We start from the raw sequence: 24,584 nt of genomic DNA, 5'->3' as shown, positions 1-24,584 counted from the left end.
GAGAATAGAATACATGAAAAAATTAGCCCTACTATTAACACTTTGTTTGACAACCATTACCTTAGTTGCCTGTGGTAATCAAACAAGCAGTAAGCCAAATTCCAGTTCAAATAGCCTATCAAGTATGCCAAAAATTGCTGGCATGACCTACTATGGAGATATTCCTAGCCAACCAAAGCGAGTGGTTAGTCTGGCTTCCACTTATACTGGTTACCTCAAAAAATTAGATTTAAACTTAGTCGGTGTCACTTCTTACGACAAGAAAAACCCTGTCCTTGCTAAGACGATTAAAAAAGCTAAACAAGTGGCTGCGACTGATTTAGAAGCTATCACTGCATTAGAACCTGATGTTATTGTGGTGGGCTCTACAGAAGAAAATATCAAACAATTGGCAGAAATCGCTCCTGTTATTTTGATTGAATACCGTAAACGGGATTATCTCCAAGTCTTCTCGGACTTTGGACGTGTCTTTAACAAAGAAAAAGAAACAGCCAAATGGCAAAAAGACTGGGAAACAAAAACAGCAGCTTATGAAAAAGAGGTCAAGGCTGTTACAGGTGACAAAGCAACATTTACCATTATGGGACTTTACGAAAAAGAGATTTACCTCTTCGGTAAAGACTGGGGACGCGGTGGGGAGATTATCCACCAAGCTTTCCACTATGATGCTCCTGAAAAAGTCAAACAGGATGTCTTTAAACAAGGCTACCTGTCTCTATCCCAAGAAGTCCTTCCAGACTACATTGGAGATTATGTAGTGGTTGCTGCTGAAGACGACAAGACTGGCTCCGCCTTATATGAAAGCGATCTTTGGAAATCTCTTCCAGCCGTTCAGAAAAATCACGTCATTAAAGTCAATGCTAATGTCTTTTATTTTACAGACCCACTGTCTTTGGAATACCAATTGAAGACCTTACGAAAGGCAATTCTCTCAAGTGAAAGTAATGCATAAGTCACCTGATTACATCTATTTACCTACTCAAAAAACTAAAAGAGTCACTAAGTCACAGACTTTTTGGCTTCTTTTTGCTCTTATCAGCCTAAGCTTAGTCCTTGCCATCTATTGCAATCTTCGCTTCGGAGCCATTCATCTATCTCATCAGGATATCAGCCGTATTTTTCTCGGAAAGCAAGGAGGCCATGAGGCCAATGTCCTTCTTGATATTCGTATCCCTCGACTAATGGCTGCTGCTTTAGTTGGGGCTGCCCTCGCTGTTTCTGGTGCAATTATGCAGGGCATCACGCGCAACCCTATTGCTGAGCCTGGCCTCTTGGGTATTAATTCTGGCGCTGGATTAGCCTTGGTTTTGGCGTACGCTTTTGTGCCCCATCTGCACTACTCTCTCATTATTCTGCTGTCTTTGTTGGGTTCTTGCCTTGCAGCTGCTTTAGTATTTGGACTTTCTTACCAAGCTAGAAAAGGCTATCATCAGCTTCGCCTTGTTCTGGCAGGAGCTATGGTTTCCATACTGCTATCAGCACTAGGTCAAGGTATCACTAATTACTATCATCTGGCTAATGCCATTATCGGTTGGCAAGCAGGAGGATTAGTCGGCGTTAACTGGCAGATGGTGGCCTACATAGCACCTCTTGTCGTGGCCGGCCTTGTCCTTGCACAGCTCTTATCTTATCACCTCACTATTCTTAGTTTGAGCGACTATCAGTCAAAGGCTCTTGGCCAAAGGACCAAGTTGATGAGTGTCATCTTTATGCTCTTGGTTCTTCTATTATCTTCGGCAGCTGTGGCTATCGCTGGAAGTATTTCCTTTGTTGGTCTGATGGTTCCTCATCTCATCAAGGTCTTTGCTGCCAAAAATTATCGCCAGATTATCCCCCTATCTGCCTTATTAGGAGCTAGTTTCATGCTATGGGTTGATTTTGCATGCCGCAATCTCAATCCTCCTTATGAAACACCCCTATCTGCCCTCGTTAGTCTGGTTGGTTTTCCGTGTTTCTTATGGTTGCTTAGAAAAGGAGGTACTCATTGAAATCGTTTAAACAAGTAGCTCCTTTTTACTTGGGATTGTTCCTTCTTCTTTTAGGACTTATCTTGATATCCTTGTCTATAGGAGAGTCCAATATGTCTCTCCTTAGTGTGATCAAGATTTTACTAAGAGAATCCAACAGTGCCATGACCTTAATCATCACTAAGATTCGTCTACCGAGAATTCTAGCAGCTTGTGTTGGAGGGGGCTCACTTTCTCTATCAGGACTTTTGCTACAAAGCTTGACACGAAATCCTTTAGCTGATTCTGGTATTTTAGGGATTAATACGGGAGCAGGGGTTACACTTGCTATCTTTGTTTCTTTTTCTTCCCTTAATCAGACTATCCTTAGTCAGTTCCTCCCTTTATTTGCCATGTTTGGCGCTAGCCTAACGATTTTGAGTGTCTACCAGCTCTCACTAACCAAGCAAGGAAAAATCAACCCTACCCGCTTGATGATTACGGGTGTTGGGGTCACCACCATGTTGTCCAGCTTAATGGTCGCTTTAGTCGGCAATGTCAATCGCTACAAAGTTGATTTGGTGATTAACTGGTTGAGTGGTCAAATTACGGGCGACAATTGGCCAACCCTGACACTCATTGCTCCACTGCTCATTCTGCTTTGGCTAGTGGTTTTTTATCAAGCACACCACCTTAACATCATGAACTTATCCGACGATACCGCTATTGGACTTGGTCTAGCCTTAAATGCTCAACGGTTAGTAACATTGGCATTAGCTACTGCTCTTGCCTCCTTGAGCGTACTTTTGGTTGGCAATATTAGTTTTATCGGCCTAATGGCAGGCCATATCAGCAAACGTCTTGTTGGAAACGACCACCGCTTAACCATACCTACTAGCTTATTCATCGGTATGCTAATCCTTCTGATTGCAGATACAGTAGGACGAGTCTATCTCGTTGGCAGTAATATCCAAACAGGCATCTTAGTATCGCTAATTGGAGCACCATACTTCCTTTACTTAATGGCAAAAACAAAATAAAGATAATCAAAACGCTAAGAACAAAGTATATTCTTAGCGTTTTTCTATGGTGCTGTAAAGGTTAAATTTTCTTTATCCAAGGTCATTAGCAGCTGGTATTTTGTAGGCTCTACCTGTACCAAATACCCAAGCTTGACTAAGGCTTCCACAAAAATATCCGGCCGTTTTTGCATCACAAGGTCTTTACGCGTGAATTTAAGTAAGAAGGTGGTCATGTATTTAAGGGCGTATTCCTGATTCACATCTCCCAAGAGTTTGTACAGATCCATCTGCTCAGCTGATGGTTTTTCACCTCTTTTGAGACGATAAAAATAATTAGCTAGAGTCAACTGATTTCTCGTGATGTTGGTCTTTTCCTTGATGATCACTTGATTGGTCTGGTTAGCTAACTGAGTCTCAAAGGTGACCGCTAAAAAATCCTCATACTTAACTGAACAGGTGTCCACAAAAAGCATGGTGTCTAAGGCTAGTTGCTGATCAGAAGTCACCATGGGAAGATTGGTGCCGTAACGCTTATTTTCACGGCGAATATAGCCAGCTTGAACGTAACTTTCAATAGCCTTGTCAATACCTGTGATATTAGGAAAGGCTTTTTTGATATCACGTAGAATAACGTGATCATGCTGGTCGAGATAATTGATAAGGTCTTGAAAAAAAGATTGTCTGGTGAGCTTATCTGAATGAAATACTGTTATCATACCTTCTATTATAGCATAGAAGAGTGAAAAAAGGGCTTGGTCAAAAAACCAATCCCTTTTAAAGAGTCTTTTGATTAAGCTCCAAAACTTTCTGTCAATTGTGGAACCACTTGTTTCTTACGAGAAACGGCACCTGCTAAGAAGGCATGATTGTTGTCAAGAGTGAAGTTAAAGGCTGCTTCCACCTTATCCATGTTAGCACCAAGAGCTAAGATTTCAGAGTTTGAGTTAACAATATCAGTTACCATTAAGACAAAATCTGAATAACCTTCTGCAGCCATAGCATCTTTCATCGCTGCTTCAATAGCTTCTTGACGTTCTAAAACTTCTGAAATGTCAACAGTGTTTACTTGTGCCACGCGTACAGCATTCCCATTTAATTCAAATGTTTTAGCATCAATATCAATCAATTCTGCTTCTGATTTGCTTGCAAGGTTTGTACCAGCTTTTAGAAGAGACATGCCGTAAGTTTCCAAGTTGACTTCTGCTAGCTCTGCCAATTCTTCAGCGACACGATGGTCAGACACATGAGTCGTTGGAGATTTCAATAACAAGGTATCTGAAATCAAACCAGACAAGAGCATTCCAGCAATCGCTTTAGGGACATCAATACCATTTTCTTTAAACATACGGTAAACAATAGATGAGGCAGAACCGACAGGTTCCACTCGCATATACAATGGATTACCAGTCTCAAAGTTTGCCACACGGTGATGGTCTACCACACCATAGACTTCAACCTCACGGATATCTGCAATAGATTGTTGAAACTCATTGTGGTCTGTCAAAATCACTTGTTCAGCCCCTTCTGCTTTAGCAGATTCAACCACACGCGGTGCTTCAACACCAAAATAATCAAGGGCAAAAGCTGTTTCTTCGTTAGGAGTTCCTAAAGCTACCACTTCAGTATCCAAGCCGAAGGCTTTTTGTGACAAGTAATCAAAGCCATATGACGATGCGATGGCATCCGTATCAGGATTTTGGTGACCAAAAACTAAAATTTTTGACATAATAATTCTACCTCATTCTCTTTATTCATCTTATTTTAGCAAAATTGCCCCCTAAAATCAAAGGGGGATTGCCGAGCACTCACCTTGTAAACACAAAAAGCTGGGATATTTCCCAACTTCAAGAAAAGCTTATGACTGATGAATCCGATTCATGTATTCTGTATAAGACTCGGTTTGCATCAAGTTTTTGGCATTTTGAACCCTTTCCTTGGTCGGTGGTTTAACCCCTTCCAGCTGGTAAGGAATGCCTAGTTCACGCCATTTGAATTCTCCCATAGTATGATAGGGCAAAACTTCAAATTTATCGACATTTTTCAAGGTCTTTACAAACTCACCCAATCGTACCAAATGATCGTCAATATCGGTCAATCCCGGCACTAAAACATGGCGAATCCAGACAGGAATCTGCTTGTCGGATAAATACCTAGCAAATTCCAAAATATTTTGATTAGGCTGACGCGTCACAATCTTATGCTGCTCTTCATCAATTTCTTTCAGGTCTAATAGGATTAAATCTGTCACTGCCAGTAATTTGTCCAGAACCTCATGGTATTCAGGTGTAGGTCTATAAGCAAAACCACAGGTATCCAGTGTCGTATGGATGCCTAGTTTTTTTGCCTCAGTGAACAAGGCAGTGATAAAGTCAATTTGGAGCATAGCTTCACCACCTGAAACTGTAATACCACCTTTTTTCCCCCAAAAATGTTTATACTGAAGGGCTTCTTTTAAAACGTCATTAACGGTTCTAAGTTTTGAGTTATTGGTTTCCATCTCCCAAGTGTCCGGATTATGGCAATACTGGCAACGCATTTTACAACCTTGCAAGAAAATGATAAAACGGATTCCTGGGCCATCCACAGAACCAAAGCTTTCTGTCGAATGCATCATTCCTGTTACTTGTCCATAATCTATCTCAGTCATTGCATCTCCTTCATTTCTTGTAAACGTTTTTACATTTTCATTATAACACTTTTCATAAAAAAGACTAGGCATGAAGCCTAGTCTTCCTCAATAATCTGTTCTATATTAGACAGGATTAATTTTAATTTCGTGATACGCCCATCTTTGACCTTATCATTGATAAGGACCAAGTGTTTGTCTTGGCTATCTATTTCGTAGGCTTCTTTTTGTTCCTGGCTTGGAATGGTTCCGATACCAGTCAAATAAAAACCAGCGATGGTATCCACATCATCTGACTCCAATTCCGTATCAAAATACTCATTGAATTCATTTAGCGTCATGGTACCAACAACAATATAGGTGTTTTCCCCAATTTCATGCACAAATTGTTCAGCCTTATCGGTTTCATCATCAATTTCACCAACAATTTCTTCAAGCAGGTCTTCTAAAGTAACTAAACCAGCCACACCCCCATATTCATCCAGCAAGATGGCCATTTGATTTTGGGTGTTGCGCAGCTGACGTAAAAGGTCATCCACAAAAATCGTCTCAGGAACAAACAGAGGTTCCTGTAAAATCTTTCGCATATCAATGTTTTCAAAGCCCTGACGGAAACCTGATTCTAACAAGCGCTTGGTGTGAATCAAGCCAATAATCTTGTCCTTGTCCACATCATAGACAGGAATACGCGAAAAACTTTGTTTTAAAATTTCTTGAATATTCTCAAGCGGGTCATCATTAATGTCAATCATGAAGGCATCTGTTCTTGGAACCATGACTTCACGCGCCATCATTTCATCTAGCGAGAAAATCCCCTGTAACATTTCAATTTCTTCAGCATCCAGAGTTGCCTCACTGTTTGATAACATGTATTCAATTTCATCACGCGTCATTTGCTCATCCGCGTCATCAAAGGTCATTGGAGTAATGCGGCTCAACAAGTTCGTTGATGCTGACAGGAGCCAAACGAAGGGGCTTACCACCTTACCCAGTCCAATGATGATAGGAGCCGAGACAATTGCCAGCTTGTCTTTAAGGTTCATGGCAATCCGTTTTGGATATAATTCTCCCAAAACAATCGAAACGTAAGTTAAGAAAATCAAAGAGATGATTCCACCTGCTGTTTGGGCAGTCGCTGAACCTCCTAACCAACCTGAAATTACCTTTCCAAGGGAAGCTGATAAACTAGCCCCTGATAGGAGACTAATAAAGGTAATGCCAACCTGGATGGTTGACAAAAAGTGGTTAGGTTCTTCTAATACTCGTAATAAACGAGCATATTTCTTATCACCATCAGCAGCTTTTTGCTCTACACGAGAGCGGTTCAAAGAGACTAATGCCATCTCGCTAGCTGAGAAGAAGGCATTCAACAAGGTTAAAATAAATAATACTAAAAATTGAATGACTAAAGGCTGACTCACAGGGTCTTCCATGTTAATATAACTCCTAGAAAATAATATAGTGACTTCATTATATCACATTTATGGGCAAAGCCTAGGGATTTCTTCTTTTTCCACACAAATAATCCCCTGGTTTCCAAGCGGTCTTAAACCTAGAAATCTGCTAATTTCTCTAACATCACTAAAAAAGGTGGTGTATTGACTTGATTGAGAGGCTGGTAGAGCATGGCAGAAACCAAACGCTGATCCAACTGCCGCACAAAATCGAGCAAGGCATCTTTTTCCATATCGCCACCCTCATGCCCATAATAAACCATGATAGCAACCCGACCACCAACTTCCAAAAGCTTTAGGATTTTTGATAAAGCTAATAATGTGGTAGCTGGTAAGGTAATCACAGACTTATCCGCACTGGGTAAATAACCAAGGTTGAAAATAGCTGCACGCACCGGCTCTGTCACATACTCATCAACCGCTTCATGACCCGCTAAAATAAGCTCAGCATTTGATAAGCCTAGCTGCGCTAACCGCTCACTGGTTTTTCTAATAGCTTGTTCTTGCACATCAAAAGCATAAACTTTTTTCGCTGATTGTGCCAAAAAGGCAGTATCATTCCCATTGCCCATCGTGGCATCCACAACCACACTAGACTTATCCATAACCTCCGCTAAAAAGTCATGCGAGAGGTGAATAGGGCGTTTTATCATTTTCTTCTCCTATCCAAATCTGTCATCCTTGGGCATATAGCTGTCGGTCAGCCTTACATCCCTGCCAACTGCCACGTCTCTCCATTTCTTTGTCAATGGCATTCAGTACTTCCCACTTATTTAGGCTCCACATAGGGCCAATCAACATGTCACGTGGGGCATCTCCTGTAATACGATGAATCACAATGTGCTTAGGAATAATTTCTAATTGGTCACAAATAATGGAAACATAGTCCTCTTGACTCAGCAACTGCAAGCGTCCCTCATGGTAATCCCTTTGCATTCTAGTATTGGTCATCAAGTGCAACAAATGAAGTTTGATTCCCTGAATATCATTATCTGTCACACAACGTCTGACGTTGTCTAGCATCATCTCATGTGTCTCACCTGGCAATCCATTAATCAAATGAGACACAATCTCAATCTTAGGGTATTGCCTTAGCCGCTTCACCGTCTCTTTGTAGAGATCGTAGGAATGAGCTCTGTTAATCACTTCAGATGTCTTTTCATAGGTCGTTTGTAATCCCAATTCCACCGTGACGTGCATGCGCTCTGCTAATTCTGCTAAGTAAGCAATGGTCTCATCCGGTAGACAGTCAGGCCTTGTCCCAATGTTAATACCAACGACTCCCGGTTCATTGATGGCTTGCTCGTAACGTTCTCGAATCACCTCAACTTTATCATGGGTATTCGTAAAATTTTGGAAGTAAACCAAGTACTGCTTAACTTCTGGCCATTTTCGGTGCATAAAGTCAATTTCTTTGTAAAATTGTTCCCGAATCGGAGCATCTGGTGCTACAATAGCATCTCCAGAACCTGAAACTGTGCAAAAAGTACAACCACCATGAGCCACCGTTCCATCACGGTTAGGGCAATCAAATCCCGCATCAATAGGTACTTTAAAAATTTTTGCCCCGAAAAGGGTGCGATAGTAATCGTTCAAAGTCTGGTATCGTTTCTTCATAACTCCTATTGTAGCATAAAAGACAAGCAGCAAGATCACCATCTTGCAGAAAAAACTGCTAAGACGGTATCAAAAAAAGAATATGACTAGCATTCAAAAGCGTACCCTTTTGACTACCAGACACATTCTTAATAATGATATCTCCAGATGAATATCTTTTCTGTTTTCTAAGTTCCCTAGTCCTGTTTTAAGAGGAACCGCCATTCAAAGCGTTTTTGATCATAACAAGGATAGAGGAAATGAAGAATCCCAAACCCTAAAATAAATCCTGCTAAGACATCGCTTGGATAATGGACACCCAAATAAACACGAGACAGGCCTATCAATAAGATCAAGGTCACAAACAAAGCAGCTACTGCTACTTGTAGGGGTCTTGATTTGATGCGCTGATGGCAAACAATTAACAGACTTCCGAAAATCAACATGCTCCCCATAGCATGACCACTTGGGAAAGAGAAACCACCCGCATAAACCAGGTGTTCAATGCTTGGCCTTGGTCGTTGATACAATAATTTAAAACTTGAAATCAATAAAGCAGCCACAAAACCGTTTGACAAAACTAAAAGGGCTTCCATTTTCCACTTTATGAAGAGGAAAGCAATCACTGATACAGTCACTACAAGAAGTTGTGTCGTTACATTTCCAAATACTGTGATGAGCCTAAAAAAACGGGTCACGCTCTGAGGAAGCGTCCCCCTTATAGCAGTTTGAATACTGCTATCAAGCGACGTCAAACTCTCAGGGAAAAATTTAACCGTATAGCCAATCATGACAAAAATCAGTAGGGCAAAAGAAGCTATTAAAAAGTGGTTTTGTTTATTTTTCATAATATTAGTGTTGATATCTTTCTAAAATAGACTTACTTGCAATATACACGAAATAGAAAGCAATTGCAAATATCAACCCCTCAACAAGGTTAAATGGAATCACCATAGCCACCATATACTTAGCAATCCCAATATAGGCACCAATATCAAAATTAGCAAATTTAGCATAGAGGGGAATCGCAAAAATATAATTGAGAACAACCATGCCAAACGTTAATAAACCTGTGCCTAGTAAGCTAGCAAATACATATTGACTAAGCATTTTTTTACGGTTCCAAACTAAGGCAAAAGCCGTCACAAATAAAGCGATGGCGATAATATTCATTGGGAGACCAATAAAATCATTAACCCCACGATTGTTCAAAAAGAGTTTCAACAAGGATCTCAAGAACAAAATCAAGTAAGCACTCTTTAAATCCATTAAAACCAAGCCAAGTAACACTGGTATGACACTAAACTCTATTTTTAAGAAGTCAGCGCCAGGAATGATGGCAAAGCTAAATAGCATCAGAACAAACGAGATGGCTGAAAGGATGGCAACCATAACCATTTTATGTGTCTTTGACATTAAAAAATTCCTCCAATTTTTTCAAATTGAAAGAAGTTCCTTCGTAATTGTGTAGCTCAAAAAAGCCTACGCAAAAAACCCGGTCTTCTCTCATCCAGACTATACTGTCGGTTGTGGAATCGCACCACATCAGCTTGCGCTCGCGGACTTCTAGTTACCTAGTTACCGCCGGTCGGGAATCACACCCTGCCCTGAAGACACTTATAGCATAGCAAATTTATCACTAGATAGCAATAGGTTTGACTATTTTTTAAACAAAAAAAGAGCAGCTTCTTAACCTACTCTCTTTGTGTTTCAGTATTTTCGGATATGTGACCATTTTACCATGCTAACTATTCCGTCATCTTTATGAGGTGGTAACAATAAAGGTATGACAAGGTGAGCTATGGTACCAATACTCGTCAAGAAGTCACGCCATAACCGATTTACAGACTAACAGACATGACAACACCGTCTACATGAGACAATACAACGCTATTTCTACTAGCTGGCAAAGCCTTCTCCCAAACACAGTTTTCTCTAGGATTAACCTATTTTTCACACCGCAATCTGCTCTATTTTAACTTATCACGCTGATAAGTATGGCTCAAGTCAAGACCTTTGAATTCCTGTTGTCTCAATGCTTCATAAACAATCATGCAGACCGTATTGGAGACATTCAAACTACGAACGTGGTCATCATTCATAGGAATACGCAATGCCTTCTCTGTATGTTCTCGCATAAATGCTTCCGGCAAACCCGTGTCTTCACGGCCAAACAAGAAATAATGAGGCTGATCATCAGCATAGGTTTCCTCAGAATAAACCTTGTCTGCAAACTTGCTAATCAGATGTAGTTTCCCCTGACATTGAGTAATAAAATCTTCTAAGCTATCATAAAAACGCACATCTAGCTTATCCCAGTAATCCAGACCAGCCCGTTTCATTTTACGATCGTCAATAGGGAAGCCCATAGGCTTAATAATGTGAAGAGGAGCGTTGGTCGCTGCACAAGTTCTCGCAATATTTCCTGTATTTTGGGGGATTTGTGGTTGAAATAAAACGACATGGTTACGACTATTTTCTTCTTTATAGGTTGGGTTAAGGATTTCTTTTCTCATGACAATCTCACTTAATTCTTTTCATTAAAAAAACCACACTGCCCGGAGTCATGCTCAGCAAACAATGTGGTTGATGGTGACTCGCTAACTTAAATCATAACAGGTTTGATTTAAACCAACGAATACTTATCTGCTATTATAACACTTTAACAATGAATGTCAATCTATTTTTGCCAAAGTCCCGTCTTTTTTTCATTTTTTCAGAGCCTTATTATTTCTTTTTAAACTGAAATGATCAGGAACAGGGTCGTCACCACCAGCAACAAAGGGATGGCACCTCAATATTCTCGCTAATCCCATTAACACCCCTTTAGCTCCATGCTTTTCAATAGCAGTGATCATATAAGCTGAACACGTTGGTCGATAACGACATGTTGGCGGAAATAAAGGGGAAATGTAACGTTGATAAGCTTTAACAGGTGCTACTAATAATTTTGTAATCATTTTTTGGTATTGGCCAAATTATGCAGTTGGCTAATTTCTTTCTTATTTAATTGTCTTGATTCACCTGGTCTTAAACCAGTCAACTCAAGAGTTCCAAAACGTGTACGAGACAATTTATCCACCAATAGCCCCACAGATTCAAACATTTTTTTTACCTGATGATTTCGTCCCTCATGAATTGTCAGTTTGACAATGGAACGATTCTTATCAGCTTCTACGCGGATAATATTATAACGAGCCGGCTTCGTTTTCTTCCCATCAATCACCACTCCTCGCGTTAGCGGACGAAGATTCTCTTTCGTTGCAATACCTTTGACACGCGCTAAATAAACCTTATCAATCTCATTTCTTGGGTGAATCATGGTATCAGTAAAATCACCATCATTGGTTAGAATAAGAACACCTGATGTATCCCAGTCTAAACGTCCAACAGGGTAAATCCGTTCTTTAACCTGAGGCAGTAAATCCAGTACCGTTTTACGACCTTTGTCATCTGACACACTGGAAATAACACCGCGTGGCTTATTAAGCAAATAGTAAACCTTTTCCTCGTTGTAAATAGGACTTCCTTCTATTTCAACCACGTCTCCCGATTTAACAGTGGTTGCTAAATCTGTAATGACCTGACCATTTAAGGTGACTAGGCCTTGCTTAATCAATTCTTCAGCCTTACGACGACTGGCAACACCCGCATGGGCAATGTATTTATTAATTCTCATTCTTTTTCTTCTTTCTTTTGGGCAACTGGTCGTCACGATATTACCAGTAAGCTTGGATAAGCCAAAGTCATGTCCCTCTTTTTAAATACCAAGGAACTCGAGTGATATACCTGTTCAGTCATTCTCAGTCTCCTGTTTGAAAAGAGCACTTTCTTCATCGGCTAATTCGATAGCTGATACATCCACTAACTGGTCCAGATGATTAATTCCCATATAATCAAGAAAATAATCTGTCGTGGCATACAAGCGAGGACGGCCAATCACTTCTTTCTTTCCAGCTTCTTTTATGAGTTCAAAAGCTAATAATTTGGTTAAGGCACCACTTGAATTGACCCCTCGAATATCATCAATTTCTATCCGAGTAATAGGTTGCTTGTAAGCAATGATAGATAATACTTCTAAACTGGCACGAGATAAACTTTGATTGATAGGGGCCTTAGCATAATCTCGTAAAAGGTCAGAAAAAATTTCCTTGGTCACCAATTTATAAGTATTTGATGATTCCATTAAGCAAAGGCTAGAGTCTGAATCAGATTCATATTTTTGAGAGAGCTTTTTCAATTGTTGTTGTAAAGCTGCTGGAGTCAAGGAGAGCATGGTTGCTAACTGCCTTAGGCTCAATCCTTCTTCACCTGCAACAAATAGCAATGCTTCTATCTGTGACAAATAGCTCTTCATGGCATCTCCTTTCTCAAAATAATCTGACCAAAATTTGTGGCTTGTTCTACAATAACTAAGTGCATCTTGATTAATTCCAAGCTGGCTAGAAATAAGGTAATCACTTCATTTAGGGACTGGCAATCGTCAAAGATAGCAGATAGGCTAACCACCTTATCCTTCTCCAGTCGCTTTTCAATCGACACCATCATGTCCTCAATTCGATAATCATCACGTTCAATCACCGTATGGTTATTTTTAAAGGCTTCTCGTTTAGCCGTCATGATTTTGGAAAAAGCAAGAAATAAATCCATCACGGTTTTGTCTTCTTGCAAAACAGCATCTTCAAAAATCAATTCTTGCTTGGGCTTTGAATAATATTTGGCCCGACGATTGTGCTGCTCAGCTAATTCCTGGCTAAGAGCTTTAAAACGACTATATTCTTCAATTTTATCCAGCAAGTCTTGCTCTAGATTGTCATCGTCTTGAGGTTCTTCGACAATTTTGGGAAGAAGACGTCTGCTTTTAATGAGCATTAATTGGCTTGCCATCAGCATGTATTCGCCAGCAACCTCTAATTTCATGGCCTGCAAGGTTTCAATGTAGGCAAGGTACTGTTCAATGACTTCTACAATCGGTACCTCGTAAATATCAACCTTGTACTTGGACACCAAATGCAGCAGTAAATCTAGAGGTCCTTCAAAATCTTTAACTTTTATATCCATTATGATTTGTAATATTTTTCTAAAGTCGCTGGGCTTTTCAATCCTAGAAACTGACTAAGCTCCATGATTGATGTTCCTCTCGACTTTTCCTTCAAAATAAACTGCTCCCGTAATTTTTGTGCGGTTAATTCCTTATACCCTATGCTTTCGAGAAATCCTTTTAGTTGGTTAAAAAACCATTGCCTTGAAAAAGCTTGACCTTGGTGTTCAAAAAGGTATCTCTCTTTACCATTTCGTTGTCTTTCTAAGAACGGGATAAGCTGGCGAGATAACGGCAATACACGAACACCTTTTGCTGTCTGTAAACTCAACACTTGGAAAGTTAAATCGAGATTCGCTACCTCAATACAGGCTAAATCACTTGGCGTCAATCCTAGTTCTAACATCAACAAAGCGATTAGCTGCCCCACCGCCAAAGAAGTATCTCGGTAAAAACAGTCCCAATCAATTAGAGCAAGGTCTTGTTTGTTAGCTGTCGGAAGCTTTGTTCGATCCGTTATCCTAAAATAATGGTCCAAGTAATTTTCCTGATACAAGTAATACAGAAACTGATTAACCGTAGATATCTTTCGTTTTTTAGCAGATGGGCTAATTGCCGATAAACTGTTTTGATAAAGGGACAATTTATCCTGACTAATACGTTCCCCAACAACTTGAGAAAATTGCTGCAAATCGTATTGGTAAGCCTTTTGACTATTTAAAGATAAGGTTTTACTCGCAATAAAAGCTTCAATATAGGTTATCATAGGTTATCATTTTTTAGTAATGGTATAATCGTCTGTAAAATCATGCAGAAGGCTGTTGACTGCTTTTAAAATCGATTTTCGAGTGATAATACCGACAAAGCGCTCTTCTTGATCCACAACTGGCAAGAAAGGATAATCAACTAACTTATGCATGATTTCTGTTAAACTGGAAGTAATACTAATGGTTTCGATTTTGGTATTAACTATCTCTCCGATATCCGTTTGACGCATCTCCCAGTCAGTCAACTGTCCTTGAGCTTGATAAGTCATGATATCAGAGATGCTGATGGTTCCCACATATTTTTTCTCCCGCGTAATCACCGGAACTCTTGAAAACCCGTTGCTAACTAAGAGTAGCATCACATGGTCTGCATTATGCGTGTTAATAAAAATGGCTAAATCTTCCGCTGGAATGAGGTAGCTATCCAAATGACTCATTAAAAACGTTTCAAATTCTTTTGCAATCATCGTTTAAATTCCTTAGATAGTAATGGGTAAAGCTCATGTTGTCGGGTAAAATAGTTGACCCTAATAGTAGTATCTGTCACGTCAATACGGGCATAGAGTTTTTCATTGACCTCACCACGAGGTTGTGAGACAGACCCAGGGTTAACAAAAATCGTTTTCCCAACTTGCCAAGCTGCGGGACGGTGCAGGTGACCATATAAGCAGAGGTCTGCTTCTGCTTCCTGAGCAAAATAGTCCAATTTATCCCACGTAAAATTAATGTGGTAGAAATGTCCGTGTGTCTGAGCAATGGTAAGACTATCTAGTTGTGTCACGAGATCATCTGGGTAACCAGCGTCGTAATCACAGTTTCCTCCAACCACATAAATCCCATCCCAAATAGGATCCGAACTTTTCAATTCAGAATCCCCATTATGGAAAATAGCATCAACTTGACCAAGATACTTATCTTTAATGACTTGAACGATGTCTCGATCGCCGTGAGAATCACTCATTACTATGATTGTTTTGCTTGCCATATTGGAAAGACCTCCATTAATTTTCGAACAGCTTGACCTCGATGAGACAGATGATTCTTTTCATCAGCCTCTAATTCTGCTGCATGACGTCCTGTCTCTCCTACAATAAAGAGAGGATCATAGCCAAAGCCGTTGTCTCCCTTAGGTTGTGTAGCAATGTGGCCTGGCCATTCAGCTTCAACAACCAAGCTATCTTTATCAGGAGCAGCTACTACCAACGTTGTATGGAACTGTGCTGAACGGTCCTTTTGATCAAAGACCATTGCTAACTCGTGTAATAATTTAGCATTGTTGCTATCATCAGTGGCATCTGGTCCTGAGAAACGCGCAGACCAAACCCCAGGTAAGCCACCCAAAGCATCTACTTTTAATCCCGAATCATCTGCCAAAACCATCTTCCCTGTTAAGCGTGAAATGGTTTCCGCCTTCAAGCGGGCATTTTCTTCAAAAGTGACACCCGTTTCTGCCACATCTGGCAATTCAGGATAATCGTTGAGATTTTCCACACGATACCCGAGGTCTCCAAACAAACGACGAAATTCTTTGGTTTTCCCCTCATTTCTGGTGGCAATTAAAAGAGTGTCCCCAAAACCATCCGTACTGGAGGCAAAAAATGCATCTGTTGACACACCACCCTCTGGGAGATAAACAGCAAGTAGTTGCCCATTTTCCGTTAACAGAATCGTACCTGCATGGGGAATCACCTTAATCTCACGCTGGGTTTCTTGGTTAATCATATCGATAATAAAGGCGATGAGAGACAAAGGAGACTGGTACCGCACCACTGAAACATCATAACCTTTAGGATTTTCCCAGTCTAACGTTGCGGCAATACCATCTAAAAGATCATCTATTCTTTTAATGATCTCACGATCTATTCCCCACCCCGTAATCATATTATGACCGGTCATCTTCCCGATAAACCAATTGGTCTCATCTTTATATTCATAAATTTTCTCACTCATAAGGTCACATGCTCCACATCTATTTTTTGGTTTAACCATACTGAGGCAATCTCTTGAAAGATTTCAGGACTTGCCGTTGTATAAAAATGGTGTTTTACCTTTTCTTGACAGCGACTACCATTAATTTCAAAGTAGTTTAAAAGAACAGAAATATCCCGAACACATTCTGCCCCGCTATCGATCAACTTGACCGACGGCCCCATAACGTTTTGAATAATCGGACGAAGCAGAGGATAATGCGTACAGCCTAGAACAAGCGTGTCAATTTTACCCACCAAGGGCGTCAAACTTTCATAGACGACTTTTTTAGCGACGCTAGAACGTATTTCATTAGACTCGACAATGGGGACAAATTTAGGACAAGCTAGACTAGTCACCTCTACTGTTGGTGCTAGTAATTGAATTTTTTGACGGTAAATGTCCGAGGCTATTGTCATCGGTGTTCCAATCACACCAACCTGACCTTTGGTTGTCGATTTTATTGCTGCACTCGATCCAGGTAAAATCACACCTAAAACAGGGATGTCCAAAGCTTCTTTGACCTCTTCCCAAGCTACTGCTGTTGCTGTATTACAAGCAAAAACAATCATTTTCACATTTTTGGTCAGCAAAAAACGGACAAGATCCCATGTGTATTCTCTAATCTGCTCAGCAGGCCTTGGACCATAAGGGGCCCTAGCTGAATCACCAATATATACCACTTTTTCATGAGGAAGTTGCCGCATCAACTCACGAACTACGGTCAAACCTCCCACACCAGAATCTAAAAAACCAATTGGTCTTGTATCCATCACTACTACTTTCTTATTGACAACATGAAAAACTCAGTTGGTAATAGCCAACTGAGTTCCTTTTTAAACCCTGAACAGTTGACAACCCTAACTGACAAGACATGTTCTAACGAACATTGAAAATCAAAGACTGTTCACTCTTAACGATACTAACAAGGTTCCTTCTATAGCAACTATTCCTTATTTTTTACCCTTAGCAACGGCTGCTTTTGATTGTTTCACAATATTACGGTAAGTTTGTTGGATTTTTGCTTCGCTTGGTTTTTGCCCCATCTGGCTCATCATTTCACGAATAGCCTCTGGTGTTAAACGTGGGTGTTCACCAATTTCTTTTTCAATCTGTTTACGGGCAATAAAAATCCCACCAAAAACACCTACCCCAAGGGCAACAATAAGTAATAAAATCCAAATAGTTGTTGACATATCTATCTATATTCTCCTCGTTTTTAATCTTTTATAGTATACCAAAAAAAGGAAGAGTTTACAAACTAAGACATAGGCTTTTCACGACTTTCTCTTGCTTTTTTACAAGCATCATCTCGACTAACACAACCTTTTTCACAGAACTCCTGTTATCTAATGACTCATATAGAAGATAGAAAAAAGGGAGCGTTGAACACTCTCTTCAGGTTGTAGACAAAGAACCTCTAAGAGGATTTGTTTACCATGTCATCAAAAATAACATTGTATTAGTCTTAGGCAAGCGAAATGAGCTCAAACTCTATACTTTACAACGTAGCAAAAGCGCCAGAAACATGACGTTTCTGGCGTTCAGATATTTTGAGACCTGGGCTCAACATCTAGGTATGAAATTCCGTAGGGAGTTGCTATCGCCCGTGTTATCTAAGTAAAGCATTATGAAAAATAATAACTTTGAAGCAAGCAGACTTTTTCTTCAGTCTGAAAAGAGAGTGTTAAACACTTTCTTTTTCAACCTTAGTCATTTCGTCCAAAAAGACGAAGAAGACTAATAAATAAGTTAATAAAGTCTAGGTATAGACTAAGGGCCATAGCTACCGCCCAGCCATCTCCAACCTGACCATTTGTCGCTTGATAAACACGCTTAATCATTTGATTGTCTGATGCGATGAGACCTGAGAAAATTAGCACGGAAATAATACTAATGACATAACTCATCATCCCACTGCCAATAAAGAGATTAATCAGACTAGCTACAATAATCCCAATCAAAGCAGCAAACATAGCCTTCCTTAGACCGGTCATATCACGTTTGGTTTTCACACCAAGCACTGACATTGCAAAGAAAACAACAGCAGAGGAAACAAAAGCTTGAAATACAGTTGTTTGTGTGTAAATAGCAATAATAAAACTAAGCGTGAAACCGTTTAAGGCAGAATAAATGAGAAAAAGAGGCAAGGCAGCTGGTGTATTTTTACGAGCAGCACCACTTGCCACAGAAACCAAAATTAACTCAATAATCACAGCCCCATAGTAGACCATGGGTTGATTAGCAATGATAGATACGAGGTTGTCTCTAAAAGGGTAGAGCATCAAATAAGAAACGAAGGCTGACAAGCCAATTCCCATCCCTACCAGACTATAAATCTTTGCAAAAAATTGATTTAGTCCTGTATCGGATTGCGTGTAAATGACATGATCGTTCATAAAATCTCCTTTACTTAGCGATTGTGACTTTGAAGTGTCTTACGACGTAAAAATCGTCGATTCGTCCATTTTTGCCTCAAGGGGGTTGCAGCCTCCTTAACAGCCCAATATTTATCGACTAGAGTCACAATATAACTTTCTTTATAGCGTGGAAAAGCGACTGTTGCTCCCCACATGTGTTTTAAAATAATATCTTCTTCTTTTTTATTAAGTTCTGTCAATTTTTTCGCGTTTCGTACAGCAATACGCGGATGAACCCAGGCATGACCTTTGTTGAACTTGGTCACGCGCCAATCATAATAAAAGAAGTCATGGAGTAATCCTCCTCTGGCAGTGCTTTTAGCATCCCAGCCAAATCGTTTAGCCAACTTATAACTTGAATAAGAAACGTTTATAGAATGTTCTAGACGTGTCGAATGGTGGTGCTGAACAATACCATCTAATTTTTGGAAGCGAGGATGAGCAATCAAATGACCAACATGTTCCATGTATTCTTTATCTTCTGTATAATGCATATTTTAATCACCTCACACTTCCATTATAGCATATTAGCTTAAATGAAGCTGAAAATGAGGATTCCTGCCGCTACAGCAACATTTAAACTTTCTGCCTGACCTGGCATTGTGATGTGAACCAATTGATCAGCTAAGGCTGTCATTTCAGCACTAATGCCTTGTCCTTCATTCCCCATGACCAATGCAAAACTCTCTTGGTGTGGAACTGTTTTGTAGTCAACAGAGACTTTTGAGAGTGTCGTCGCTAAAACCGGGGTATTATGTTCTTGCATTTCCCGACAAATTTTGTAGATATCTGTCCGCCAAATGGAAAGATGAAAATGACTTCCTTGCATAGAACGTAGAGTCTTTGAATTGTAAACATCTGCTGATTTTTCCGAAAGAAACACCCCATCAAATCCAGCAGCGTCTGCTGTACGAATGATGGTACCTAGATTACCTGGGTCCTGAACATCTTCTAAAATCAAGTATTTCCCTTGGTAATCTGTTGGAAAGGCTAACTGGGGCATGTCGACCTCAGCGATAATCCCTTGAGGACTGGGGGAGTCTGTTAATTCTTTTAATACGTCTGCACTAACAAGAACCACTTTTTCTTGATCAGCGACACGCTCAGCCAATTCTTCTAGAACAAAAATATGTCGAAAACCTTGACCAGATTGTTGAGCTTCTTCAAAAAGGTGCCATCCTTCAATTAAATAGGATTGCTGGCGATGCTTTTTCTGCAGTAATTTTTTCGTTTGTTTAATCAGTTGATTTGCTTTTGATGTAATAACCATGCGCCTATTATACCATACACGTCAACATTTTAAAGCACTAACTTCTTAGATGATCAAGCTTTGGTCAGTTCAATGTTTTAGACTTAAAAGACTATCTTCTGATACGATGTTTAAAATAGGCCAGTCTCATTTACGGTTAGCCCTGCCGACTATCTCGTTTATGTCTTCTTGTCTTTAGTAAAAGTGACAGAAAGTAGGCAATTGGCTGAAGGGATTTCCTGTTAAGCATGTGGTATAATAAAGCCAAGGAGGGACTGCTGATGAAAAAAGTTCGCTTACTGGTCTCTGGACGTGTACAAGGTGTTGGTTTTCGATACGCTACCTATGCTTTAGCTCTAGACATAGGAGATATTTATGGCCGTGTTTGGAACAATAGCGATGGGACCGTTGAAATTCTGGCCCAATCAAAAGATTCCGATAAAATAGCCAAATTTATTCAAGAAGTCCGCAAAGGTCCATCCAAATGGGCAAAAGTCAGTTATGTAGATGTTACCATGGCTAATTTTGAAGACTTTCAGGACTTTCGAATGAGCAATTAAAAATCGGACTTCAGAACTATTGTGAATTTCTGAAAAAAACAGTAAAATAGATAAGTATATTAAAATTTAAAGGATAAACACATTGAAACTAAAATTAAATCGCATCCTCTTTTCAGGACTGGCTCTGTCAATTCTATTCACTTTGACAGGTTGTGTTGGAAGAGACGCTCACGGAAATCCGAAAGGTATGATTTGGGAATTTCTTGGAAAACCCATGTCATATTTTATTGATTACTTTGCAAACAATGCCGGACTAGGTTATGGACTTGCTATTATCATTGTTACCATTGTTGTGAGAACGCTTATCTTACCTCTGGGACTTTACCAATCTTGGAAAGCAAGTTATCAATCTGAGAAAATGGCCTTCTTGAAACCTGTTTTTGAACCAATCAATAAGCGTATCAAACAGGCAAGTAGTCAAGAGGAAAAAATGGCTGCCCAAACAGAATTAATGGCTGCTCAGCGTGCCCATGGGATTAATCCTCTTGGAGGTATCGGCTGTTTACCTCTTCTCATCCAGATGCCATTCTTCTCTGCCATGTATTTTGCCGCTCAATACACTAAAGGGGTATCAACAAGTACCTTTATGGGTATTGACCTTGGTAGCCGTAGTTTAGTGTTAACAGCAATTATCGCCGCTCTTTACTTCTTCCAATCATGGTTATCAATGATGGCCGTTTCAGAAGAACAACGTGAGCAAATGAAGACGATGATGTACACCATGCCTATCATGATGATAGTCATGTCCTTCTCACTTCCTGCAGGTGTTGGTCTTTACTGGCTAGTTGGTGGTTTCTTTAGTATCATTCAACAGTTAATCACCACTTACATCTTAAAACCTCAATTGCATAAGCAATTTGAAGAAGAATACGCTAAAAATCCGCCTAAGGTATACCAATCAACTTCTTCTCGTAAGGATGTTACTCCTTCACAAAACATGGAACAAGCTATCTTGCCTAAAAAAACAAAATCAAACCGTAACGCTGGAACACAACGAAAACGTTAATTAGAATAACTGAAAAAGGCTAGTACCTAAATGGTAGTGGCCTTTTGATTTGCTATTCGTTAATCTCAGGAAGACATTAGGAAATCGCTAGTTTGCCTGATGGGACTATACAAAAAAGCCATTAGCGACCAAAACACTTAGTGATTGGGCAAATAATGACTTCATCTGATTAATTTGTTTTTTCAACGCTGATGATTTCAACATCATAAGTAGCAGCTGGTGATTCAATTCTAACCTTATCACCTGTTTTTTTACCAATTAAGGCTTGCGCAATCGGACTCTCATTGGAAATTTTACCTGAGAAAATATCTGCTCCTGCAGCACCAACGATGTGGTAAGTATCTTTATCTGTCGTACCAACTTCTTGAACTACAACTGTTTTACCAATGGCAACTTCATCCTTAGCAACAGCGTCGCTATCAATGATTTCAGCGTAACGGATTTTTGTTTCCAAAGTTGAAATTTGACCTTCCACAAAGGCTTGCTCATCTTTAGCAGCATCATACTCAGAGTTTTCAGAAAGATCTCCATATGAACGAGCAATTTTAATGCGTTCCACAACTTCTGGGCGACGAACGAGTTTTAATTCTTCTAATTCTTTTTCAAGTTGTTCTTTTTCAGTTAGGGTCATTGGATAGGTTTTTTCAGCCATAATCGTTCTCTTTTCTTTTTCTTTTTAACTAATCAGAAATACAAACATGATGCCTAGGCATCATGTTTGTATTTACTGAATTTGACTATTTACATATTTCTCAACATTTGCGGAATGCTCTTCAAATGTTTTTGCGTAGTAGACTTCACCAGTATGGACATTGGCCACAAAGTATAGATAATCCGTTGAAGCGGGATTCATCGTTGCTTCAATAGCAGAAAGGCCTGAACTATCAACCGGACCAGGCATCAATCCTGTATTGGTATAAATATTATAAGGAGAATTGATGGTTGTGTCAATAGCAGCGTCTTCAGCTAAAGTTGTTTTTTGACCAAGTTTTCCCATAGCATATAAGATTGCAATATTTGACTGCAAGGCCATCCCATTATTAAGTCGATTGTAAAAGACACTTGCAATTTGACGTCGATCATCGTCGGTGGAACCTTCTTTTTCAACTAAAGACGCCAAGGTTAAAACATCATTAACTGACTTGCCACTTGCAGCGATTTGATCGTAATAAGGTGCTAAAGTAGCATCTGTAGCTGCTAACATGTCATCAATAAGACTCTCTAATGTGGTTTCTTCATAATAATTATAAGTTGCAGGGAAAAGGTATCCTTCCAAGCGGTAAACAGCTGCTTCCTTTGTTGGAATACTTCCCAATAATCTTGGGTATTTCTTGACCATTTTTTGAATAAAAGTCTCATCTGCCACTAAATTCAAGAAATCTTTTTCATGAAATGGTGTTTTAGCTTTTTGGTCTTTTCCTTTGCTATTGTGTTCAACAGCTTTGGCAATTTGCTTGATGGTATATCCTTCTGGGATAAGGATTTTGCCTAGCGCGGGTTTGGTTGGCTCTGCTGTTCCACCTTCTTGTAAAGCTTTAGCAATTTCTTCTAAACTCATGTTTTTTTGCAAATTATAATAACCGCTTTGGAAATTGGTAAAGTTTTTGAATTTCGTGTAAAAACTAAAGACGGTACTATTTTTAATCAAGCCTTCTTTTTGGAGAATCTGTCCAATTAATTTATTACCAGATCCTGAAGGAATCTCAACTTGAACAAACTCCTTACTGTTTTTATCAACAGGGTTAAGGGCGCTATAAACATACACCGTTCCTGCTAAACCGACAGCTAAAAGAGCAATGACAATGGAACTAATCAAAATGGTTGAAATCTTTTTCGCCATGCGATCTGTCTGTTGGCGTTTATTTACTGTTCGTCTCACTGCTTCGCCTTTCTCAGTTCTTACTTCCTCCTGAGTCATATCAGAAAAAGCCTCTTGTCTACCGACTTCTTCTCGACTTGTGTCCATCTCTGCTGCAGACGCAGGTGAATTCTCTGTTTCCAGATTCTTATCAACAGTTTCATTATTAGCCTCTGTTGATTCTGGTATACTTTGATGCTCAAGGTATGTGAGAGAGGGGTTACCAGCTAACTGATCATCTGATTGGGGATTCCCTGTCGCTGTCGCTTTTTTCAAATAATCCTGTCTCTTATACTCAGCATAAAGCTGGGCTGTGCGCCGAGCAGCTTCTTTTGCCTCTTGTTCTTTTTGAAAAAGCTCTTCTTCTTTTTCTTTTCTGATTTGATTTGCTTTTTCCAACTCAGCAAGAATCTGCTCTTTAAAGCTTCGTTGCTGGTTTTTGTAGTCATCATCCTTAAAATCGGTCAAAGCCAATCCTCCTAAATATAATCAACCGCCATTATAACTTAAAAGCCTTATAAATGCAATTAGATCACGCGTTTGTTACTTATTCTTAACAAATAATGACCGATGATGACATGACTTTTAAGGGTGCCAAAACATTTGATACCAAATAGCTCCACCATGCTCTGATTCTGAGAGACCTTGATTATGGAACCCATTCATCTCGTAGTAAGGGATAAGGTAATCATGACAAGTCAAAATAATACCATCTCTACGCTGAGCTACTGCGAGATCTTTCATTGCTGCCAAAAGAGCAATTCCAATTCCTTGTTGTTGAAAAGCCTTAACAATCGAGAGACTAGTGATAGTAATATAGCCACCACTTACAGGATTGCTTTTAACGTGATGAAATAGATGATCTTCCAAAATAGGTTTAGCCATCACCGGTCCTTCGATGTAACCAACAATTTTTTGATCAATAAGAGCCACTAAAAAAGTATCGGGAATAAGGCGAATACGTTCTCTAATAGCTTCTTTTGTCGCCGCTTCTTGTGGTGAAAAATTATCACGTTCAATAGCAGCAATAGTCTCCCAATCAGCTTCTTGGACCTGTCTAATAAGCATCAA

The 24,584-nt window shown here is 39.7% G+C and carries 29 protein-coding genes, 2 pseudogenes and 1 riboswitch; of the genes and pseudogenes, 5 read left to right on the top strand and 26 right to left on the bottom strand.

The annotated features are described in order from the left end of the window. Positions 1–13 precede the first annotated feature (13 nt). The 3 genes from DYD17_RS02325 to DYD17_RS02315 are packed head-to-tail and all read left to right on the top strand — an operon-like array spanning position 14 to position 2,986. Complete coding sequence (locus DYD17_RS02325) at positions 14–952, top strand: iron-hydroxamate ABC transporter substrate-binding protein (RefSeq protein WP_003049797.1); 939 nt, start codon at positions 14–16, stop codon at positions 950–952. Continuing rightward, positions 945–1,988, top strand: coding sequence for an iron ABC transporter permease (locus DYD17_RS02320; RefSeq protein ID WP_115252635.1), 1,044 nt, complete (start codon positions 945–947; stop codon positions 1,986–1,988). The genes DYD17_RS02325 and DYD17_RS02320 overlap by 8 nt, the downstream gene beginning before the upstream one ends. Further along, a complete protein-coding gene (locus DYD17_RS02315) occupies positions 1,985–2,986 on the top strand; it encodes a FecCD family ABC transporter permease (protein WP_115252634.1) in 1,002 nt (333 codons plus the stop codon). The genes DYD17_RS02320 and DYD17_RS02315 overlap by 4 nt, the downstream gene beginning before the upstream one ends. A 44-nt stretch (positions 2,987–3,030) precedes the next feature. On the opposite strand, the gene DYD17_RS02310 is transcribed toward DYD17_RS02315, so the two are convergent. The 22 genes from DYD17_RS02310 to DYD17_RS02205 all read right to left on the bottom strand — a co-directional run bounded on the left by DYD17_RS02310 (position 3,031) and on the right by DYD17_RS02205 (position 20,110). Next, positions 3,031–3,684 (bottom strand): DUF1803 domain-containing protein, encoded by a 654-nt coding sequence (locus tag DYD17_RS02310; protein WP_115252633.1) that lies wholly within the window; start codon positions 3,682–3,684, stop codon positions 3,031–3,033. 74 nt (positions 3,685–3,758) lie between these two features. Continuing rightward, a complete protein-coding gene (locus tag DYD17_RS02305; protein ID WP_115252632.1) occupies positions 3,759–4,694 on the bottom strand; it encodes a manganese-dependent inorganic pyrophosphatase in 936 nt (311 codons plus the stop codon). A 129-nt stretch (positions 4,695–4,823) separates the two neighbouring features. Then, the gene (gene pflA, locus DYD17_RS02300) at positions 4,824–5,615 is read right to left on the bottom strand and encodes a pyruvate formate-lyase-activating protein (RefSeq protein WP_115276323.1); all 792 of its coding nucleotides are present in this window, start codon (positions 5,613–5,615) and stop codon (positions 4,824–4,826) included. Between the two features lie 77 nt (positions 5,616–5,692). Next, a complete protein-coding gene (locus DYD17_RS02295; protein ID WP_003049791.1) occupies positions 5,693–7,027 on the bottom strand; it encodes a hemolysin family protein in 1,335 nt (444 codons plus the stop codon). A 119-nt stretch (positions 7,028–7,146) separates the two neighbouring features. Further along, the gene (locus tag DYD17_RS02290; protein WP_115252631.1) at positions 7,147–7,701 is read right to left on the bottom strand and encodes a tRNA (mnm(5)s(2)U34)-methyltransferase; all 555 of its coding nucleotides are present in this window, start codon (positions 7,699–7,701) and stop codon (positions 7,147–7,149) included. 22 nt (positions 7,702–7,723) lie between these two features. Next, positions 7,724–8,665, bottom strand: coding sequence for a TIGR01212 family radical SAM protein (locus DYD17_RS02285; RefSeq protein ID WP_003049787.1), 942 nt, complete (start codon positions 8,663–8,665; stop codon positions 7,724–7,726). Between the two features lie 176 nt (positions 8,666–8,841). Continuing rightward, positions 8,842–9,492: a phosphatase PAP2 family protein gene (locus DYD17_RS02280; protein WP_115252630.1), complete on the bottom strand. Its 651-nt coding sequence runs from the start codon at positions 9,490–9,492 to the stop codon at positions 8,842–8,844. Positions 9,493–9,496: 4 nt separating this feature from the next. Continuing rightward, on the bottom strand, positions 9,497–10,060 hold the full coding sequence (locus tag DYD17_RS02275; RefSeq protein WP_115252629.1) for an ECF transporter S component: 564 nt from the start codon (positions 10,058–10,060) through the stop codon (positions 9,497–9,499). Between the two features lie 78 nt (positions 10,061–10,138). Then, a riboswitch (FMN riboswitch) is annotated at positions 10,139–10,263 on the bottom strand. A 351-nt stretch (positions 10,264–10,614) separates the two neighbouring features. Beyond that, a complete protein-coding gene (locus DYD17_RS02270; protein ID WP_115252628.1) occupies positions 10,615–11,160 on the bottom strand; it encodes a tRNA (cytidine(34)-2'-O)-methyltransferase in 546 nt (181 codons plus the stop codon). A 192-nt stretch (positions 11,161–11,352) separates the two neighbouring features. Next, complete coding sequence (yidD, locus tag DYD17_RS02265; RefSeq protein WP_080555671.1) at positions 11,353–11,604, bottom strand: membrane protein insertion efficiency factor YidD; 252 nt, start codon at positions 11,602–11,604, stop codon at positions 11,353–11,355. Beyond that, positions 11,601–12,323 carry a pseudouridine synthase gene (locus DYD17_RS02260; protein ID WP_115252627.1) on the bottom strand — a complete coding sequence of 241 codons (723 nt, stop codon included), beginning with the start codon at positions 12,321–12,323 and terminating at the stop codon, positions 11,601–11,603. The genes yidD and DYD17_RS02260 overlap by 4 nt, the downstream gene beginning before the upstream one ends. A 114-nt stretch (positions 12,324–12,437) precedes the next feature. Then, positions 12,438–13,001, bottom strand: a complete 564-nt coding sequence (scpB, locus tag DYD17_RS02255; protein ID WP_115252626.1) for an SMC-Scp complex subunit ScpB — start codon at positions 12,999–13,001, stop codon at positions 12,438–12,440. Beyond that, positions 12,998–13,705 (bottom strand): segregation/condensation protein A, encoded by a 708-nt coding sequence (locus DYD17_RS02250; RefSeq protein ID WP_003049778.1) that lies wholly within the window; start codon positions 13,703–13,705, stop codon positions 12,998–13,000. The genes scpB and DYD17_RS02250 overlap by 4 nt, the downstream gene beginning before the upstream one ends. Continuing rightward, positions 13,705–14,451: a site-specific tyrosine recombinase XerD gene (gene xerD, locus DYD17_RS02245; protein WP_003049777.1), complete on the bottom strand. Its 747-nt coding sequence runs from the start codon at positions 14,449–14,451 to the stop codon at positions 13,705–13,707. Before xerD ends, DYD17_RS02250 begins: the two co-directional genes overlap by 1 nt. A gap of 6 nt (positions 14,452–14,457) precedes the next feature. Beyond that, on the bottom strand, positions 14,458–14,919 hold the full coding sequence (cbpB, locus tag DYD17_RS02240) for a cyclic-di-AMP-binding protein CbpB (protein WP_115276322.1): 462 nt from the start codon (positions 14,917–14,919) through the stop codon (positions 14,458–14,460). Further along, positions 14,916–15,437 carry a metallophosphoesterase gene (locus tag DYD17_RS02235; protein WP_003049775.1) on the bottom strand — a complete coding sequence of 174 codons (522 nt, stop codon included), beginning with the start codon at positions 15,435–15,437 and terminating at the stop codon, positions 14,916–14,918. The genes cbpB and DYD17_RS02235 overlap by 4 nt, the downstream gene beginning before the upstream one ends. Further along, on the bottom strand, positions 15,416–16,402 hold the full coding sequence (locus DYD17_RS02230) for a nucleoside-triphosphate diphosphatase (protein WP_003049774.1): 987 nt from the start codon (positions 16,400–16,402) through the stop codon (positions 15,416–15,418). Before DYD17_RS02230 ends, DYD17_RS02235 begins: the two co-directional genes overlap by 22 nt. Then, positions 16,399–17,193 (bottom strand): glutamate racemase, encoded by a 795-nt coding sequence (gene racE / locus DYD17_RS02225; RefSeq protein ID WP_003049772.1) that lies wholly within the window; start codon positions 17,191–17,193, stop codon positions 16,399–16,401. The genes DYD17_RS02230 and racE overlap by 4 nt, the downstream gene beginning before the upstream one ends. 180 nt (positions 17,194–17,373) lie before the next feature. After that, complete coding sequence (locus DYD17_RS02220) at positions 17,374–17,616, bottom strand: YneF family protein (RefSeq protein WP_003049770.1); 243 nt, start codon at positions 17,614–17,616, stop codon at positions 17,374–17,376. A gap of 513 nt (positions 17,617–18,129) precedes the next feature. Next, positions 18,130–18,819, bottom strand: coding sequence for a Bax inhibitor-1/YccA family protein (locus tag DYD17_RS02215; RefSeq protein WP_115276321.1), 690 nt, complete (start codon positions 18,817–18,819; stop codon positions 18,130–18,132). A 14-nt stretch (positions 18,820–18,833) separates the two neighbouring features. Beyond that, complete coding sequence (locus DYD17_RS02210; protein WP_003049766.1) at positions 18,834–19,334, bottom strand: HD domain-containing protein; 501 nt, start codon at positions 19,332–19,334, stop codon at positions 18,834–18,836. Between the two features lie 38 nt (positions 19,335–19,372). Next, on the bottom strand, positions 19,373–20,110 hold the full coding sequence (locus DYD17_RS02205) for a TrmH family RNA methyltransferase (RefSeq protein ID WP_115252625.1): 738 nt from the start codon (positions 20,108–20,110) through the stop codon (positions 19,373–19,375). A 260-nt stretch (positions 20,111–20,370) separates the two neighbouring features. On the opposite strand from DYD17_RS02205, the gene DYD17_RS02200 reads away from it, so the two are divergent. Both DYD17_RS02200 and yidC read left to right on the top strand, forming a co-directional pair. Next, complete coding sequence (locus tag DYD17_RS02200) at positions 20,371–20,649, top strand: acylphosphatase (RefSeq protein WP_003049761.1); 279 nt, start codon at positions 20,371–20,373, stop codon at positions 20,647–20,649. Positions 20,650–20,731: 82 nt separating this feature from the next. Then, positions 20,732–21,655 carry a membrane protein insertase YidC gene (gene yidC / locus DYD17_RS02195; RefSeq protein ID WP_115276320.1) on the top strand — a complete coding sequence of 308 codons (924 nt, stop codon included), beginning with the start codon at positions 20,732–20,734 and terminating at the stop codon, positions 21,653–21,655. Between the two features lie 169 nt (positions 21,656–21,824). On the opposite strand, the gene greA is transcribed toward yidC, so the two are convergent. The 4 genes and pseudogenes from greA to DYD17_RS02180 form a co-directional block, all read right to left on the bottom strand. Further along, complete coding sequence (gene greA / locus DYD17_RS02190) at positions 21,825–22,307, bottom strand: transcription elongation factor GreA (RefSeq protein WP_003046783.1); 483 nt, start codon at positions 22,305–22,307, stop codon at positions 21,825–21,827. A gap of 72 nt (positions 22,308–22,379) precedes the next feature. After that, positions 22,380–23,552 (bottom strand): annotated as a pseudogene (gene mltG, locus DYD17_RS02185) (endolytic transglycosylase MltG); the annotation flags it as partial. Between the two features lie 233 nt (positions 23,553–23,785). Next, a pseudogene (locus tag DYD17_RS11370) lies at positions 23,786–23,987 on the bottom strand (endolytic transglycosylase MltG); the annotation flags it as partial. A gap of 111 nt (positions 23,988–24,098) precedes the next feature. After that, a complete protein-coding gene (locus tag DYD17_RS02180; protein WP_003049755.1) occupies positions 24,099–24,581 on the bottom strand; it encodes a GNAT family N-acetyltransferase in 483 nt (160 codons plus the stop codon). Positions 24,582–24,584 lie beyond the last annotated feature (3 nt).

This window comes from Streptococcus dysgalactiae subsp. dysgalactiae (assembly GCF_900459225.1).
Lineage (GTDB): Bacteria > Bacillota > Bacilli > Lactobacillales > Streptococcaceae > Streptococcus > Streptococcus dysgalactiae.
The sequence above is the reverse complement of the archived record's forward strand: the minus strand, read 5'-3'. Positions and strand labels throughout refer to the sequence as shown.